The 14958-nt window shown below is 71.8% G+C and carries 17 protein-coding genes and 1 pseudogene; 11 read left to right on the top strand and 7 right to left on the bottom strand.

Annotated features, from left to right (window positions below; all coding sequences use genetic code 11):
- Nucleotides 1-47 precede the first annotated feature (47 nt).
- Nucleotides 48-800 carry an amino acid ABC transporter ATP-binding protein gene (locus tag ABZ818_RS15805; protein ID WP_361414620.1) on the top strand — a complete coding sequence of 251 codons (753 nt, stop codon included), beginning with the start codon at nucleotides 48-50 and terminating at the stop codon, nucleotides 798-800.
- A gap of 80 nt (nucleotides 801-880) precedes the next feature.
- Here the strand turns inward: ABZ818_RS15805 and ABZ818_RS15800 are convergent, their stop codons facing one another.
- Nucleotides 881-1657 (bottom strand): methyltransferase domain-containing protein, encoded by a 777-nt coding sequence (locus ABZ818_RS15800; protein WP_361414537.1) that lies wholly within the window; start codon nucleotides 1655-1657, stop codon nucleotides 881-883.
- Between the two features lie 99 nt (nucleotides 1658-1756).
- Here ABZ818_RS15800 and ABZ818_RS15795 point away from each other — a divergent pair, with 99 nt between their 5' ends.
- Nucleotides 1757-2386: a CGNR zinc finger domain-containing protein gene (locus ABZ818_RS15795; RefSeq protein WP_361414535.1), complete on the top strand. Its 630-nt coding sequence runs from the start codon at nucleotides 1757-1759 to the stop codon at nucleotides 2384-2386.
- Here ABZ818_RS15795 and sodX read toward each other — a convergent pair.
- Nucleotides 2290-2724, bottom strand: a complete 435-nt coding sequence (gene sodX / locus ABZ818_RS15790) for a nickel-type superoxide dismutase maturation protease (RefSeq protein ID WP_361414533.1) — start codon at nucleotides 2722-2724, stop codon at nucleotides 2290-2292. The two genes, ABZ818_RS15795 and sodX, sit on opposite strands and share 97 nt — an antisense overlap.
- A 146-nt stretch (nucleotides 2725-2870) precedes the next feature.
- On the opposite strand from sodX, the gene sodN reads away from it, so the two are divergent.
- The 3 genes and pseudogenes from sodN (at nucleotide 2871) to ABZ818_RS15775 (ending at nucleotide 4070) form a co-directional block, all read left to right on the top strand.
- The gene (gene sodN / locus ABZ818_RS15785; RefSeq protein WP_069765939.1) at nucleotides 2871-3266 is read left to right on the top strand and encodes a superoxide dismutase, Ni; all 396 of its coding nucleotides are present in this window, start codon (nucleotides 2871-2873) and stop codon (nucleotides 3264-3266) included.
- Nucleotides 3267-3422: 156 nt separating this feature from the next.
- Nucleotides 3423-3521: pseudogene (locus tag ABZ818_RS15780) on the top strand (AraC family transcriptional regulator); the annotation flags it as partial.
- 120 nt (nucleotides 3522-3641) lie between these two features.
- Nucleotides 3642-4070 carry a VOC family protein gene (locus ABZ818_RS15775; RefSeq protein ID WP_361414531.1) on the top strand — a complete coding sequence of 143 codons (429 nt, stop codon included), beginning with the start codon at nucleotides 3642-3644 and terminating at the stop codon, nucleotides 4068-4070.
- A gap of 19 nt (nucleotides 4071-4089) precedes the next feature.
- Here ABZ818_RS15775 and ABZ818_RS15770 read toward each other — a convergent pair whose 3' ends face one another.
- From ABZ818_RS15770 to ABZ818_RS15760, 3 genes are all read right to left on the bottom strand, one after another.
- A complete protein-coding gene (locus ABZ818_RS15770; RefSeq protein WP_361414529.1) occupies nucleotides 4090-4713 on the bottom strand; it encodes a GNAT family N-acetyltransferase in 624 nt (207 codons plus the stop codon).
- 175 nt (nucleotides 4714-4888) lie between these two features.
- Nucleotides 4889-6064 carry a family 2 encapsulin nanocompartment cargo protein polyprenyl transferase gene (locus tag ABZ818_RS15765; RefSeq protein ID WP_361414527.1) on the bottom strand — a complete coding sequence of 392 codons (1176 nt, stop codon included), beginning with the start codon at nucleotides 6062-6064 and terminating at the stop codon, nucleotides 4889-4891.
- A gap of 126 nt (nucleotides 6065-6190) precedes the next feature.
- The gene (locus ABZ818_RS15760) at nucleotides 6191-7597 is read right to left on the bottom strand and encodes a family 2B encapsulin nanocompartment shell protein (RefSeq protein ID WP_361414525.1); all 1407 of its coding nucleotides are present in this window, start codon (nucleotides 7595-7597) and stop codon (nucleotides 6191-6193) included.
- Nucleotides 7598-7819: 222 nt separating this feature from the next.
- Between ABZ818_RS15760 and ABZ818_RS15755 the strand changes: the two genes are divergently transcribed.
- Nucleotides 7820-8737: a pyridoxal-phosphate dependent enzyme gene (locus ABZ818_RS15755; protein ID WP_361414523.1), complete on the top strand. Its 918-nt coding sequence runs from the start codon at nucleotides 7820-7822 to the stop codon at nucleotides 8735-8737.
- A gap of 222 nt (nucleotides 8738-8959) precedes the next feature.
- On the opposite strand, the gene ABZ818_RS15750 is transcribed toward ABZ818_RS15755, so the two are convergent.
- Complete coding sequence (locus tag ABZ818_RS15750) at nucleotides 8960-10555, bottom strand: Na+/H+ antiporter (protein ID WP_361414521.1); 1596 nt, start codon at nucleotides 10553-10555, stop codon at nucleotides 8960-8962.
- Between the two features lie 77 nt (nucleotides 10556-10632).
- Here ABZ818_RS15750 and ABZ818_RS15745 point away from each other — a divergent pair, with 77 nt between their 5' ends.
- The 3 genes from ABZ818_RS15745 to ABZ818_RS15735 all read left to right on the top strand — a co-directional run bounded on the left by ABZ818_RS15745 (nucleotide 10633) and on the right by ABZ818_RS15735 (nucleotide 12704).
- Nucleotides 10633-10893, top strand: coding sequence for a UBP-type zinc finger domain-containing protein (locus tag ABZ818_RS15745; protein WP_361414519.1), 261 nt, complete (start codon nucleotides 10633-10635; stop codon nucleotides 10891-10893).
- A gap of 249 nt (nucleotides 10894-11142) precedes the next feature.
- Nucleotides 11143-11559 carry an anti-sigma regulatory factor gene (locus tag ABZ818_RS15740; RefSeq protein WP_361414517.1) on the top strand — a complete coding sequence of 139 codons (417 nt, stop codon included), beginning with the start codon at nucleotides 11143-11145 and terminating at the stop codon, nucleotides 11557-11559.
- 17 nt (nucleotides 11560-11576) lie between these two features.
- Nucleotides 11577-12704 (top strand): RNA polymerase sigma factor SigF, encoded by a 1128-nt coding sequence (locus tag ABZ818_RS15735; RefSeq protein WP_361414515.1) that lies wholly within the window; start codon nucleotides 11577-11579, stop codon nucleotides 12702-12704.
- Nucleotides 12705-12763: 59 nt separating this feature from the next.
- Here ABZ818_RS15735 and ABZ818_RS15730 read toward each other — a convergent pair whose 3' ends face one another.
- Nucleotides 12764-13240 carry a hypothetical protein gene (locus tag ABZ818_RS15730; protein WP_361414513.1) on the bottom strand — a complete coding sequence of 159 codons (477 nt, stop codon included), beginning with the start codon at nucleotides 13238-13240 and terminating at the stop codon, nucleotides 12764-12766.
- Between the two features lie 116 nt (nucleotides 13241-13356).
- On the opposite strand from ABZ818_RS15730, the gene ABZ818_RS15725 reads away from it, so the two are divergent.
- Both ABZ818_RS15725 and ABZ818_RS15720 read left to right on the top strand, forming a co-directional pair.
- On the top strand, nucleotides 13357-14325 hold the full coding sequence (locus tag ABZ818_RS15725; RefSeq protein ID WP_361414511.1) for a diacylglycerol kinase family protein: 969 nt from the start codon (nucleotides 13357-13359) through the stop codon (nucleotides 14323-14325).
- A 316-nt stretch (nucleotides 14326-14641) separates the two neighbouring features.
- Nucleotides 14642-14899 (top strand): WhiB family transcriptional regulator, encoded by a 258-nt coding sequence (locus ABZ818_RS15720; protein WP_016639615.1) that lies wholly within the window; start codon nucleotides 14642-14644, stop codon nucleotides 14897-14899.
- Nucleotides 14900-14958 lie beyond the last annotated feature (59 nt).

Genomic DNA, 14958 nt, shown 5'->3' with positions numbered 1-14958 from the left:
ACAAGCTCACCAAGCAGGACACCACCGTGCGCGACGCCGGCGTCGCGATGGTGAAGGCCGAGGGTGTCCACAAGTCCTTCGGCCAGGTGGAGGTGCTCAAGGGCATCGACCTGGAGGTCAGGCCCGGCGAGGTGTTCTGCCTCATCGGCCCCTCCGGCTCCGGCAAGTCGACGTTCCTGCGCTGCATCAACCATCTGGAGAAGGTCAACGCGGGCCGGCTGTACGTCGACGGCGAGCTCGTCGGCTACCGCCAGCAGGGCGACAAGCTGTACGAGCTGCGCGACCGCGAGGTCGCCTTGAAGCGCCGGGACATCGGCATGGTCTTCCAGCGCTTCAACCTGTTCCCGCACATGACCGCCCTGGAGAACGTCATCGAGGCGCCGGTCCAGGTCAAGGGCGTGAACAAGAGCGAGGCCAGGGACCGGGCCGTGCAGCTGCTGGAGCGCGTGGGCCTGGCCGACCGGGCGGGGCACTACCCCTCGCAGCTCTCCGGCGGCCAGCAGCAGCGGGTGGCGATCGCCCGCGCCCTGGCCATGGACCCCAAGCTGATGCTGTTCGACGAGCCGACCTCGGCGCTCGACCCGGAGCTGGTCGGTGACGTCCTCGACGTCATGCGCGACCTCGCCGAGTCCGGCATGACGATGGTCGTCGTCACCCACGAGATGGGCTTCGCCCGCGAGGTGGGCGACAGCCTGGTCTTCATGGACGAGGGCGTGGTGGTGGAATCCGGCCATCCGCGCGAGGTCCTGACGAACCCGCAGCACGAGCGCACGCAGTCGTTCCTGTCGAAGGTGCTGTAGCAGGGCAGGCACGAGAACGGACGAGGGGCGGTACGGGACGGATCCCGTACCGCCCCTCCCGCGTGCGGTGCGCGGGAGCCCTACTTGAGGGCGAGCAGCAGCGTGTCCGACGGCGAGCACCACACCGGGCGGGCCTCCGTGAAGCCCTGGTCGCGCAGTACGCGCGCGTGCCAGGCGGCGGACGGCATGTGCCCGTCGGCGTGCTCGCCGTAGATCTCGAAGCGGCGGGCCGTCGGTTCGGCCAGGACCGGGTCCTTGGCGGCCAGCTGCCACCACTCGGCCCAGTCCAGGGCGCCGGCCCGCTTGGCCTGTTCCATGCGCGCGTGCCGCTGGGCGCGTTCGGCCGCGTTGATCCTGGGGGTGGTCTCGTCGATCATGTGGTCCGCGTTCATGAAGACACCACCGTCGCGGACGAGTTCCGCGACCCGGCCGTAGAGGGCGGCGAGAGGTTCGCTGTGCAGCCAGTGCAGGGCCGTGGCGGTCAGGACGGCGTCGTAGGAGTCGTAGGGCAGCTTCGCCGGCCAGTCGGGGTCCTTGAGGTCCGCGGTCACGAAGGAGACCCGCTCGTCGCCGTCGAAGGAGCCGCGCGCGATGGCGAGCAGCGCCGGGTCGAGGTCGACGCCGGTACTGGTGGCCCCGGGGAAGCGAGCGAGCAGCCGGGCGGTGATGCTGCCGGTGCCGCAGGCGAGGTCCAGGACGCGCGGGGCGGTGCCGACGAGCGCCTCGACCATGTCGAGCATGATGCGGAAGCGTTCCTCGCGGTCGGGCATGTACCACTCCTGCTGGCGGTCCCAGCTCTCCTGCCAGGCGGCCCAGTCGGCCCCCTCCGCGGTGATGCCCGTCCTCATGTCCGTCATCGCAGCCCTCCCTGCCCACGTCACGTAATACCCTTGAAGGCCAGCCGGCTGTTACCCGACCGCTCCCTCGACCATAGAGCGCCTCCGTAAGGACTACAAGTGGAACTGGCCTATTACTCGGATTACGCCGTACGGCTCGTCAACAGCGAGGAACCGGCCCGGGGCAAGGACACTCTGACCTCGGTCGACGCGATCCGGGACCTGTTCGGCGCCAACTCCTCGGCGGCCCGCCGCGCCACCGACGCCGATGTCACGCGCTTCCGCTCGGTGCGGGGCCGGCTGCGTTCGGTCTTCGAGGCGGCCGACCAGGGCGACGAGACGCTCGCGGTGGCCCTGCTGAACTCCCTGCTGCTGGAGTTCCCGGTGAGCCCGCAGATCTCGGGACACGACCACCGCGACGACGACGGCCGCCCGCTGTGGCACATGCACCTGGCGGACCACCCGTCCAACGCGACCGCCGGCTACGCGGCGATAGCGGCGATGGGGCTGGCCTTCCACCTCACGGAGTACGGCGTCGACCGCCTCGGCCTGTGCGAGGCCGCGCCGTGCCGCAACGCCTACCTGGACACCTCCACCAACCGCTCGCGCCGCTACTGCTCCGACCGCTGCGCGACCCGCGCGAACGTCGCCGCCTACCGGGCCCGCAAGCGCCTGGAGGCCGACCGGTCGGTGAACACGGGCCGGGCGGCCGACAGCGCCCAGCGCACCAGCGCCAGCGGCGAGCGCTGAGCGCGTCTGCGCGGCCGGTAGCGGAACCGTACCCTGCCCAGGACCAGATCCTCGGGCACGGCCCCGTAGTCGGTGCTGTCCCCGCCCGCGTACGCGTTGTCGCCCAGCACCCACCAACCGCTGTCGCGCCGCTCCGAGGCGCGTTTGACGACCAGCAGGTCCTGCTGGAACGGATGCCGCAGGACCACCACGTCACCGGGCCGGATCCGGGCGCCGTACTGCACCACGAGCCGGTCCCCGTGGTGCAGCGTGGGCACCATGGACGGCCCGGTCACCTCGGCCAGCCCGAAGGGCAGTACGGCGCCCCTGCGCTCGGTCTCCTGCGACAGCTCCGGCATCCCCGGCACCTCCCCGGTCACGTTCCTCCACCAGTCTCAGTCTCACCCCGGACTTTTGTCCTAAGCCCTAGGGGGCACTCGCGAAAACACACCTGGCAGGGAGTAATGTCCCACCTGAGAAGACGATCACGAGGAAGGATGGCTCCATGCTTTCCCGCCTGTTTGCCCCCAAGGTCAAGGTCAGCGCGCACTGCGACCTTCCCTGCGGTGTGTACGACCCGGCCCAGGCCCGCATCGAGGCGGAGTCGGTGAAGGCCGTCCAGGAGAAGATGGCCGCGAACGACGACCCGCACTTCCAGACGCGTGCCACCGTCATCAAGGAGCAGCGCGCCGAACTGGCCAAGCACCACGTCTCCGTGCTGTGGAGCGACTACTTCAAGCCCCCGCACTTCGAGAAGTACCCGGAGCTCCACCAGCTGGTCAACGACACGCTGAAGGCCCTCTCCGCCGCCAAGGCCTCGACCGACCCGGCCACGGGCCAGAAGGCGCTGGACTACATCGCCCAGATCGACAAGATCTTCTGGGAGACCAAGAAGGCCTGACCTTCGATCACGTTTTCCGACCCGCGGTCTCCTCGACCGCTCGGTCACCCGGCCCGCACCCGGCCCGCAGACCGCCGAACACGGCGTCCATGCGGCCCGGGTGCGGTCTTTTTCTCCCGCCCATGTGGCCGGCGGCCGACGTGGCATGCCGGCGGAGTGACGCCCGAGGACCTGGTGCGGCTGCGGCGGACCCGGGACCGTATGGACGGTGAGTACGCCGAGCCGCTGGACGTGGCCGCGCTCGCACGGACCGCGCCGTGATCCCGGCCTGCGTGGTCCGGACCTTCACCCGCCCCGGGCGAGCGGGACCGCCGCCCGCGCCCTAGTGGCGTCGCGAGCCGGTGAACCTTCCGGTCGCAGCACTGGCGTGAGGGCATGGACCTCAAACTGCGCCAGTGCTTCATCGCCGTCGACGACCACGACAAGGCGCTCACCTTCTACCGCGACGTGCTGGGGCTGGAAGTCCGCAACGACGTCGGTTTCGAGGGGATGCGGTGGGTCACCGTGGGGTCGCCGCTGCAACCGGACGTGGAGATCGTCCTGGAGCCGCCCGCGGCGAACCCGGACGCCTCCCCCGCCGACCGGGAGGCCATGGCCCGGCTGCTGGCCAAGGGCATGATGCTGCGCGGGGTCATCTTCACCACCGCCGACTGCGACGCCCTCTTCGCCCGCGTCCAGGAGTACGGTGCCGATGTCGTCCAGGAGCCGACGGACCAGCCGTACGGGGTGCGCGACTGCGCCTTCCACGATCCGGCCGGGAACATGCTGCGCTTCCTGGAGCGGTCGCAGGACGAGCGGTCCTGAGCCCGGCGGGTCCGCGGGGTCAGGATCTGTCCCGGCCGGTGACGGGTTCGCGCCACATCGGCCACATCCGGGGGCCGTCCGGGATGTCGAGGGTGCGGTCGGCGTAGGTGAAGCCCAGGCGTTCGTAGAGCTTCGTGCTGCGCTCGCTGCTGGCCTCCAGATAGGCGGGCAGGCCCTCGCGGTCGCAGCGGTCGAGGACGTGCTGGACGAGTGCGCTGCCCAGGCCCTCCCCCTGGCGGGCCGGTGCGACGCCGATCATCCACAGGTACTCGTGGGCGCGGTCCGCCGGGTGCGACTCGGCCATCAGGCGGGCGATCTCCTCGACCCGCGCGTTCGCCGGGTCGACGCTCTCACGCAGCCGCACGGCGTCGTCGGCCTCGTCCCCGCCGTCCGGACCGTCGCCGTCGGCCGCCGGCATCGACAGCCACAGCGCGCACGCCGTGCCGTCCTCGGTCACGTCGATCCGGCCCTCGGCGAGCACGATGTCGGTGAAGGCGGCCATCAGCCGGTGGTGGGTCGTCCGGCGGTACTCCCGCTCCGGGAAGACCCAGCCGCTGACCGGGTCGTCCTGGAAGGCCTCGTCCAGCAGCCGCACGACCAGTTCCCGGTCGTCTTCCCCCGCTGCCCGGATCCCCACGCCCATCTTCCGCCCTCTCAGGTCAAGTGCCGCTCGGAATACGGGAGTTGAGCCTAAGCGAAAGAGGCGGTCCCCGCACGCCGTGGGGCAGTGCGGGGCCCGCCGCGCCGGAGCCGCCGGCGGCCGTACGGGGTCAGGAGCCGTTCGGACCCGACGGCTCCGGGGTCTTCCCCCGGCCGGGTCAGCTGGTGCGTCTGGTCACGAACTCGGCCAGGGCCAGCAGGCCGCCCGCGTTCGCCGGATCCGGTACGGCGCGGGCCAGGTCGTCCACGGCCCGGGCCATCCGGTCGGCCGCCTGGGCCTGCGCCCAGTCCCAGCCGCCGGCCCGCTCCACCACCAGCGTCATACGCTCCTCCTCCCCCTGCTGGTGGGGCCGGGCGTACATCTCGGCCAGTTCGGCCGCGGCCGGGGTGCCGGAGGTCAGCGCGGCGACCACCGGCAGGGACTTCTTGCGGGCGGCGAGGTCGGCTCCGGCCGGTTTCCCGGTGCGGGCCGGATCGCCCCATATGCCGATCACGTCGTCGATCAGCTGGAAGGCGAGCCCCGCCTGCCGGCCGAACGCGTCCAGCGCCCCGACCTCCTCCTCACCCGCTCCCGCGTACAGGGCCCCCACGGCGCAGGCACAGCCGAGCAGCGCGCCCGTCTTGGCCTCGGCCATGGCGAGCACCTCGGCCAGCGTGACCTCGCCGGGGGCGCGCCGTTCCAGGGCGGTGTCCACCCGCTGGCCCTCGCACAGTTCGACGACGCAGGCCGCGAGCCGGGCGGCGGCGGCCGGTGACGCCGGGTGCGGGTTCTCGGCGAGCAGCCCCAGGGCCAGCGCCTGGAGCGCGTCTCCGGCGAGGATCGCGTCGTTCTCGCCGAACACCGTCCACGCCGTGGGCCGGTGCCGTCGGGTGGCGTCCCGGTCCATCACGTCGTCGTGCAGCAACGTGAAGTTGTGCACCAGTTCCACCGCCGTCGCGGCCCGCGCCGCCACCGCCCGCGCGGGCGGCCCGCCGAGCGCGGTGGCCGCCGTGAGGACCAGCGCCGGACGGATGGCCTTGCCCCCGTTGCCGGCGGCCGGGGCGCCGTCCGCGTGCTCCCAGCCGAAGTGGTAGCGCGCGATGCGGCGCATCGCGGCGGGCAGGGAGGCGACGGCCGCCCGCAGTTCGGGATCGACCGACGCCCGGGACCGTTCGAGGATCACTGCCGCGTCGTGCCCGTCGTGCCCGCCGAAAGCCGCGGGTCCGCCCGTGCCACCGCCGGCGGCGGGCCGGGGAAGGGTCTCGGCGGAGCCGGGTCCCGTCGGCCACTTGGCCCCGGCGGGGCGGGGCACGCCGGTCGGGCGCCGCGTCGTCTCCGTCATGAACTCAACCATCCGATCCACATCCGATCCCCCGCGAAGAGACCGCGGACGGCGGCGCTTCCGCAGCCGGAACTGGGCGCGTACCCCCCGGGTGTACCCGGCCCGGCGGGCCGGGACACCGGGAGCCGGCGCGCGTGCTCAGCGCCAACGGCCGACCTCGATGTTCTCCAGGACGCCCAGCGCGTCCGGCACCAGCACCGCCGCCGAGTAGTAGGCCGTCACCAGGTACTTGATGACCGCCTGCTCGTTGATGCCCATGAACCGCACGGACAGGCTCGGCTCGATCTCGTCGGGGATGCCCTTCGCGCGCAGCCCGATGACACCCTGGTCGTCCTCGCCGGTCCGCAGGGCGATGATCGAGCTGGTCCGCGCCTCGGTGACCGGGATCTTGTTGCACGGGAAGATCGGCACACCGCGCCAGGTGGGAATGCGGTTGCCGCCCATGTCGATGGTCTCCGGGACCAGGCCCCGCTTGTTCAGCTCGCGGCCGAACGCGGCGATCGCGCGCGGATGGGCGAGGAACAGCTTGGTGCCGCGCCGCCGGCTGAGCAGCTCGTCCATGTCGTCGGGGCTCGGCACGCCGTCGTGCGGGTGGATCCGCTGGTCGTACTCGCAGTTGTGGAGCAGGCCGAAGTCGCGGTTGTTGATCAGCTCGTGCTCCTGGCGCTCCTTCAACGCCTCGACGGTCAGCCGGAGTTGCTGCTCCGTCTGGTTCATCGGCTGGTTGTAGAGGTCGGCCACGCGCGAGTGCATGCGCAGAACGGTCTGCGCGATGCTCAGTTCGTACTCGCGGGGGCTGGCCTCGTAGTCGACGAAGGTGTGCGGGATGTCCGGCTCACCGCTGTGTCCGGCGGCGAGTTCGACCGCCTTCTCCCCGTACTTGTTGGCGCCCTGCTCGGGGATCGAGACCTGCTGCCGGAGGTGGGTGCGCAGCGATTCGGCGCGGTCGGCGACCTGTTCGAAGTCGTGGCGGGACAGCACGAGGACGGTGCACGCGGTGTCCGCGCGGGCCGTGTACTCCCAGATGGCGTCCGGGTCGAGGAGCGACTGCTCACCGAAGTACGCGCCGTTGGCGAGGACGCCGAGGACCTGGTCGTCGCCGTAGGGGCCGGTGCCGACCTTCTGGACCCTGCCGTGCGCCAGCAGGTACACCTCCTCGGTCTGGTTGCCGAAGGAGGCGATCACCTGGCCCGCCTCGATCTCGCGCTGGCGGCAGCGCCGGGCGAGCTCCGAGAGCACGTCGTCGTCCTCGTAGCCCCGCAGCGCCGGCAGTTCGCCGAGTTCGGCCGGGATGACCTCGACGCGGTCGCCGGTCTTCACGAAGGTGATGCGGCCGTCGCCGACGGCGTAGGTGAGCCGCCGGTTCACCCGGTACGTGCCGCCCTGCACGTCGACCCAGGGCAGCATGCGCAGCAGCCAGCGGGAGCTGATCTCCTGCATCTGGGGAACGGACTTGGTGGTGGTGGCCAGGTTCCGCGCGGCCGCGGTGCCGAGGCTCTGCTGCGGCCGGTCCTGCTCCGTGCGGACCTCTTCGCCTACCGACATAGAGAATTGCCTTCCCGCTCATGCCCGGCGCGCTCGGCGCCGTGCATCGATTTGCGTGCGTCAGCCTTCCATCACGGAGCGTGGTCGTGCTATTACCCGAAAGAGCGGGAATGGATCACCGTCGCCCCGGGCAGAAATGGCGGATCCCCCTTCCGTGACCAGCGGATTCGCGGCATCTCGGCGGCCGTGCCACCGTCCGGTCCTGGCGGGGACAATGGCCGGGTGACCAGCTCCGCCGCCCCCGGCCTCGCCGCGCTGTCCCCCCGGCTGCCCTCGCCCCTCCAGGAGGTCGCCGACGACCGCTTCTCCCGTCACGGCCTGCGGCTGCTCCTCAAGCGCGACGACCTGATCCACCCGGAGCTGACCGGCAACAAGTGGCGCAAACTCGCCCCGAACCTGCGGGCCGCGGCCGGCCGGACGGTCGTGACCTTCGGCGGCGCCTACTCCAACCACCTGCGTGCGACGGCCGCCGCGGGCCGTCTGCTGGGCCTGCCGACGGTCGGCGTGGTCCGCGGCCAGGAGCTGGCCGGGCGCCCGCTGAACCCCTCCCTGGCGCGTTGCGTGGCCGACGGGATGCGGCTGCACTTCGCCGACCGGTCGGCGTACCGCCGCAAGGCCGAGCCCGAGACGCTGGCGGCCCTGCTGCGCGCCGCGGGTGCCGAGGAAGCCCATGTGGTCCCCGAGGGCGGCAGCAACGCCCTGGCGGTACGCGGCTGCCGGGCCCTGGGCGAGGAGCTGGGCGAGCAGGCGGACGTCGTCGCCCTGGCCTGCGGCACCGGCGGCACCCTGGCCGGCCTGGCCGCCGGGCTCGCACCCGGCCGGCGTGCCCTGGGCATACCGGCCCTCAGGGGCGGCTTCCTGGCGGCGGACATCGAGGCCCTCCAGGAGCGGGCCTTCGGCGCCCGGCGCGGCACGTGGTCGCTCGACGAGCGCTTCCACTGCGGCGGCTACGCCCGTGTCCCGGCCGAACTCGACGCCTTCGCCGAGGACTTCACCGCCCGGCACGGCGTCCCCGTCGAGCGCCTCTACGTCGCCAAGCTGCTGTACGGCCTGGTCACCCTGGCCGGCGAGGGCGCCTTCCCGCGCGGGACGACGATCGCCGCGGTCGTCACGGGCAGGCCCTTCCCGATGCCCGCCTGAGCCGCCCGTCGACCGGACGCCGCTGCCCGGCCGTCACACTCGCACCCGTCCGAACCACCCCGCCATGACGCCGCACCCGGCACCCGCCTGAGCCTCACGCCCCGACCCGGCACCCGGACGCCACGACGCGGCCTCCGGGAGGCACCGCCCGGTCCCTCACCACACCACCCGGCCCGGCATCCGGACGCCCCCACGCGGCCCCTCGGAGGCCCCGCCCGCTCCTCACGCCGCTTCCCGGTAGGCGGCCGCCTCCTCCAGGTCCAGCCTGCGCAGCAGGGTGCGCAGCATCTCGTCGTCGATGTAGCGGCCGTCCCGCAGGCGTACGAAGACCGCGCGTTCGGCGCTGATCGCGTCCCTGGACAGCCGGCGGTAGGTGTCGTCGACCGACTCGCCGGTGACCGGGTTGACCTGGCCGAGCCGCTCCCAGACGGAGTTGCGGCGGCGCTCCAGGACCGCGCGGAGCCGGTCGGCGAGCGGCGGGGGCAGGGCGTTGCGCTCGTCGGCCAGGAGTTCGTCCAGACGCCGCTCGGCGGCCAGGGACGCCTGCGCCTGCGCGTTCGCCTCGGCCAGGGTCTCCGCCCGTACGTCGCGGCCGGGGAACTTGAGCACGCGGATCAGCGGCGGCAGCGTCAGTCCCTGCACCACCAGGGTCCCGATGACCGTCGTGAAGGTCAGGAAGAGCAGCAGGTTGCGCTTCGGGAAGGGTGCGCCGCCGTGGAGCGTGACCGGGATGGAGAAGGCGATGGCCAGGGACACCACGCCCCGCATCCCGGCCCACGCCGTGACCATCGCGCCCCTCCAGGTGGGGTTCTCCTCGCGCTCCCGTACGCGCCGGGACAGCAGCCGGGGCAGGAACGCCGCCGGGTACACCCACACGAACCGGGTGGCGACGACCACCAGGAAGGCGGCGACCGCGTACCAGGCGGCCTCGGGCCCGGAGTACGCACCGAGGCCCTTGAGGACGACCGGCAACTGAAGTCCGATGAGGGCGAACACCGACGACTCCAGGACGAACGCCACCATCCGCCACACCGCGTCCTCCTGGAGCCGGGTGGCGAAGTCGACCTCCCACGCGCGGTGGCCGAGGTAGAGGGCGACGGTGACGACGGCCAGGACGCCGGAGGCGTGCACCTGCTCGGCGACGCCGTAGGCGACGAACGGGATCAGCAGGGAGAGCGTGTTCTGCAGCAGCGCCTCCTTCAGGTGGGTGCGCAGCCAGTGCAGCGGCGCCATCAGCACCAGCCCGATCCCGACGCCGCCGATCGCGGCGACCAGGAACTCGCTCACGCCGCCCGCCCAGGTCGCGCCCTCGCCGACCGCTGCGGCCAGCGCCACCCGGTAGGCGGTGATCGCGGTGGCGTCGTTGAGCAGGGACTCGCCCTGGAGGATCGTGGTGATCCGCGAGGGCAGCCCGACCCTGCGGGCCACCGCCGTCGCCGCGACCGCGTCCGGCGGCGCCACCACCGCGCCCAGCACCAGCGCCGCGGTCAGCGGCAGTCCCGGCACCAGCAGGTACACGGCCCAGCCGACCACGAAGGTCGCGAACAGCACGTAGCCGACGGAGAGCAGCGCCACGGGCCGCAGTTGCGCACGCAGGTCGAGGTAGGAGCTGTCGATGGCGGAGGTGTACAGCAGCGGCGGCAGCAACAGGGGCAGGACCACGCCGGGGTCGAGGGCGTAGGCGGGGACGCCGGGGACGTAGGCGACCGCCAGTCCGACGGCGACCAGCAGCAGGGGCGCCGGCACGGGGGTGCGCCGGGCGGCCCCGGCCACCGCGGCGCTGCCCGCCACCAGGAACAGCAGCGGCACTACGTCCATGGTCCTCGCCCACCCATCGTTCGTCGCCCGTCCGCTTTCCGCGCGGTCACCCGCACGCCCGTCGTAATCTGGCAATCATGAAACAGTGCACGCACGCCGGCACGCTGCCGCATCCGGAGCCCGAGCCCGGGAGCGACACGTGTCTGGAGTGCCTGGCGGACGGCACGCATCCGGTGCAGCTGCGGCTGTGCCTGTCCTGTGGCCACGTCGGATGCTGCGACTCCTCGCCGGGACAGCATGCGACCAAGCACCACAAGGACACTGGACACCCGGTGATGCGGACCTTCGAGCCCGGCGAGGACTGGCGCTGGTGCTTCGTGGACCACGTGCTGGTGTGACCGGAATCGGGGACGGTTCGACCGTCTGACGTGTGGGTACGTCAATCCGGCGCCCGCCGTTCCCATTTGGGCCCGCAGAACCCCTAGCCACGGAGCGTATCCGTAGCTTTACTATGAGTGACAGCAAGGGGTTGGGGCTCCGGGACAGAAAGGCCGGGCGCGCGGTAGCGTCACCGCTGAACCATGTATCGCGTTGTCCCGGGGGATGCCCCCGGCCCTGAGAGAGCTTGTACCACCTTGGAGGTGAGGGTGTCCCAGATCGCAGGCGAGCCCGTGGCGAACCAGGACTTCGTGGAGGTCCGGCTGCCGGCTGCGGGTGCCTACCTGTCGGTGCTGCGGACGGCCACGGCCGGTCTCGCGGCCCGTTTGGACTTCACCCTCGACGAGATCGAGGACCTGCGCATCGCGGTGGACGAGGCCTGCGCGATCCTGCTCCAGCAGGCCGTGCCCGGCTCGGTGCTCAGTTGTGTCTTCCGGCTGGTCGACGACTCGCTCGAGGTCACCGTCTCGGCCCCGACGACGGACGGTCACGCGCCTTCGCGGGACACGTTCGCCTGGACCGTCCTGTCCGCTCTCGCGGGCAAGGTCTCCTCCGCCGTGGACGACGACAAGACCGTGTCGATCAGCCTCTACAAACAGCGCGGCGCGGGACCCGGGCCGGCGTGAGGAACGGGGACGGGCCGGTGCGGGACGAAGAGCGCGGCACACGGGAGATGCCGGCCGAGGGCGGGACTCCCGCACGCGCGGACGGGGCCGGAGCCCCGGGCGGGGCCGCCCGGGGCGGTCCGGCCGCGGCCCGGCGCGCGGCGGACGGTATCGACGGCATCCCGGAGCAGGCCAGGCCGCACCCGGAGGACGAGCCGCTGGTCGCCGGCCACGGCGGTCCTCCCCCTCACGGAGACTCCCCCTGTTCGAGCGAAGGCGAGAACGGCGAGGGCTCGGGGAAGGAGGCGAGGGCTCGGGGAAGGGCAGCGGGCGGGACGATGAGCGAGCACGAGCGAGACTCCGAGGCCGGGTCGCGGGCCGCACCGATCGTGCACAACGCGCGACACGACCCTCAGGACCGCAGTGGCGCGCGTGCCATGTTCGTCGAACTGCGCTCCCTGAAGGAGGGCAGCGCGCAGTACGCCGAGCTGCGCAACCAGCTGGTCCGCATGCACCTGCCGCTCGTCGAGCACCTCGCGCGCCGCTTCCGCAACCGCGGCGAGCCGCTGGACGACCTCACGCAGGTCGCCACCATCGGCCTGATCAAGTCGGTCGACCGCTTCGACCCTGACCGCGGCGTGGAGTTCTCCACGTACGCGACTCCGACGGTCGTCGGCGAGATCAAGCGGCACTTCCGGGACAAGGGCTGGGCGGTGCGTGTGCCGCGTCGGCTCCAGGAGCTGCGCCTGGCGCTGACCACCGCGACGGCCGAGCTGTCCCAGCTGCACGGCCGCTCCCCGACGGTGCACGAACTCGCCGAGAAGCTCGCCATCTCCGAGGAGGAGGTCCTGGAGGGCCTGGAGTCGGCCAACGCCTACTCCACGCTGTCCCTGGACGTGCCCGACACGGACGACGAGTCCCCGGCGGTCGCGGACACCCTGGGCGCCGAGGACGAGGCGCTGGAGGGCGTGGAGTACCGGGAGTCGCTGAAGCCGCTGCTGGAGGATCTCCCGCCGCGCGAGAAGCGGATCCTGCTGCTGCGCTTCTTCGGCAACATGACCCAGTCGCAGATCGCGCAGGAGGTCGGCATCTCACAGATGCACGTCTCCCGGCTGCTGGCCCGCACACTGGCCCAGCTGCGGGAGAAGCTGCTGGTGGAGGAGTAGCGGAAGGGCCGCGAGGACCGCGGGGACCGGAACGGCCGGGGCGGAGGCCGGCCGCGGGGCTATCGCTGCCCGGTCTCCCCGGCCCGGCCCGGGCCCTTGATGCCGAGGGCCTGCGTCGTCTCCGGGTTCACGAGCAGCACCAGCGACGCCACGGCCACCACGGCGAGCGCGATGCCGGCCGGGATGGCCAGGCCGTCGGCCCGCAGCAGGGTGTAGGCGACGGGCAGCGCCATGATCTGCGTGATGACCGCCGGTCCCCGGCTCCAGCTGCGGCGCAGCAGCAGTCCGCGGGCGGCGAGCAGCGGCAGCAGCGCGAGCACGATCACCGTGATGCCGCCGGTGACGCCGGTCTGCCGGTCGCCCTCATGGCCGCTGATGCCCGCAACGAGCATCCAAATCCCGCCGGCCACCAGCACGAGCCCTTCCAGGGCGGCCAGCGCCGCCGCGTACGTCAGCCGCCGCGGGCGCGGACCCGCTGTATCCGGGGCGTCCGTGCCGTCCGTGGTCCTGGGGGTGGGGTTGCGGTCACTGCTCACCCCAGCAGCGTAGCCCTCGCGGCACGGACCACCGTGTGCAGGCTCACGTCCCGATCTCTTACCCAGTCCCTACCTCGGGGTGGGGCGGGTACTGTCCGGTAGGTACGCTGCACCTCATGCGTGCACTACTCGTGGTCAATCCGGCGGCAACCACCACAAGCGCACGTACGCGCGACGTCCTGATCCACGCGCTCGCCAGCGAGATGAAGCTGGACGCGGTCACCACCCAGTACCGCGGCCACGCCCGCGACCTCGGCCGGCAGGCCGCGGACAGCGAGGACATCGACCTGGTGGTGGCCCTCGGCGGCGACGGCACGGTCAACGAGGTCGTCAACGGCCTGCTGCACCGCGGCCCGGACCCCGAGCGCCTGCCGCGCCTGGCGGTGGTGCCCGGCGGTTCCACCAACGTCTTCGCCCGCGCCCTGGGCCTGCCCAACGACGCCGTGGAGGCCACCGGCGCGATCCTGGACGCCCTGCGCCGGGGCGGCGAGCGCACGGTCGGCCTGGGACTGGCCTCGGGCACGCCCGGTACCGACGACGCGGCGGTGCCGGAGCGCTGGTTCACCTTCAACGCCGGGCTCGGCTTCGACGCCGGCGTGGTCGGCCGCGTGGAGCAGCAGCGCGAGCGCGGCAAGAAGTCCACGCACGCCCTGTACGTACGGCAGGTGGTCCGCCAGTTCCTCGGGGAGCAGAGCCGCCGGCACGGGACGATCACCCTGGAGCGGCCCGGGGAGGACCCGCTCACCGAACTGGTGGTGGCGATAGTGTCGAACACCTCGCCGTGGACGTATCTCGGCAATCGCCCGATGTACACGTCGCCTAAGGCCTCGTTCGATACCGGGCTCGACGTGCTCGGTCTCAGCCGTCTGTCCACCGCCGCGGTTGCCCGGTATGGCACCCAGTTGCTCACTTCGTCCCTCGACCGCGGCCCCCATGGCAGGCATGCGGCCTCCCTGCACGATCTGAGCCGCTTCACCTTGCATTCGAAGGTGCCGCTCCCCCTCCAGATGGACGGTGACCACCTGGGGCTGCGTAGAAGCGTGACGTTCACAGGCGTACGCCGTGCACTGCGTGTGATTGTGTGAGTAGAAGGGCCCAAAGTCCTTTCACTCGAACGTTTAGGCCAGGATCCACCCCATGGAAGTACGGCTGTGACCTAGTCGACACCGAGGAATCAAAAAAAACTTTCCGGAAGGGGTTGTATCCGCCGCCGAGGTTTGCGAGTCTCTACGTGGCGATCGGGACGGCCCACCACACGGGCCCCAGAGATCACCGGAACCCCTCTCCAAATCACAGGACCACGCCAGGGAACCTGGCAGTCGGCCCTTCCCTTGTTGAGGGATTCGTGAAAGCGTTCACATTCACAAGCAACCGCACGTCACACCAAGAGAGGTAGCAGCCATGGACTGGCGTCACAACGCCGTTTGCCGCGAGGAAGACCCCGAGCTGTTCTTCCCCATCGGCAACACCGGTCCTGCGCTGCTGCAGATCGAGGAAGCCAAGGCCGTCTGCCGTCGCTGCCCGGTTATGGAGCAGTGCCTGCAGTGGGCGCTCGAGTCCGGTCAGGACTCCGGCGTCTGGGGTGGTCTCAGCGAGGACGAGCGCCGCGCGATGAAGCGCCGCGCCGCCCGCAACCGGGCTCGTCAGGCCTCCGCCTGACCACAGCCACCCCGCTGACAGCCTGAGCTTGGCGGCGCGTACAGCGAGTACGCATCTCC

Origin of the sequence: Streptomyces sp. NPDC047453, assembly GCF_040643155.1 — a bacterium.
Classification (GTDB): domain Bacteria; phylum Actinomycetota; class Actinomycetes; order Streptomycetales; family Streptomycetaceae; genus Streptomyces.
This window is presented reverse-complemented; position numbering and strand designations above follow the sequence as displayed.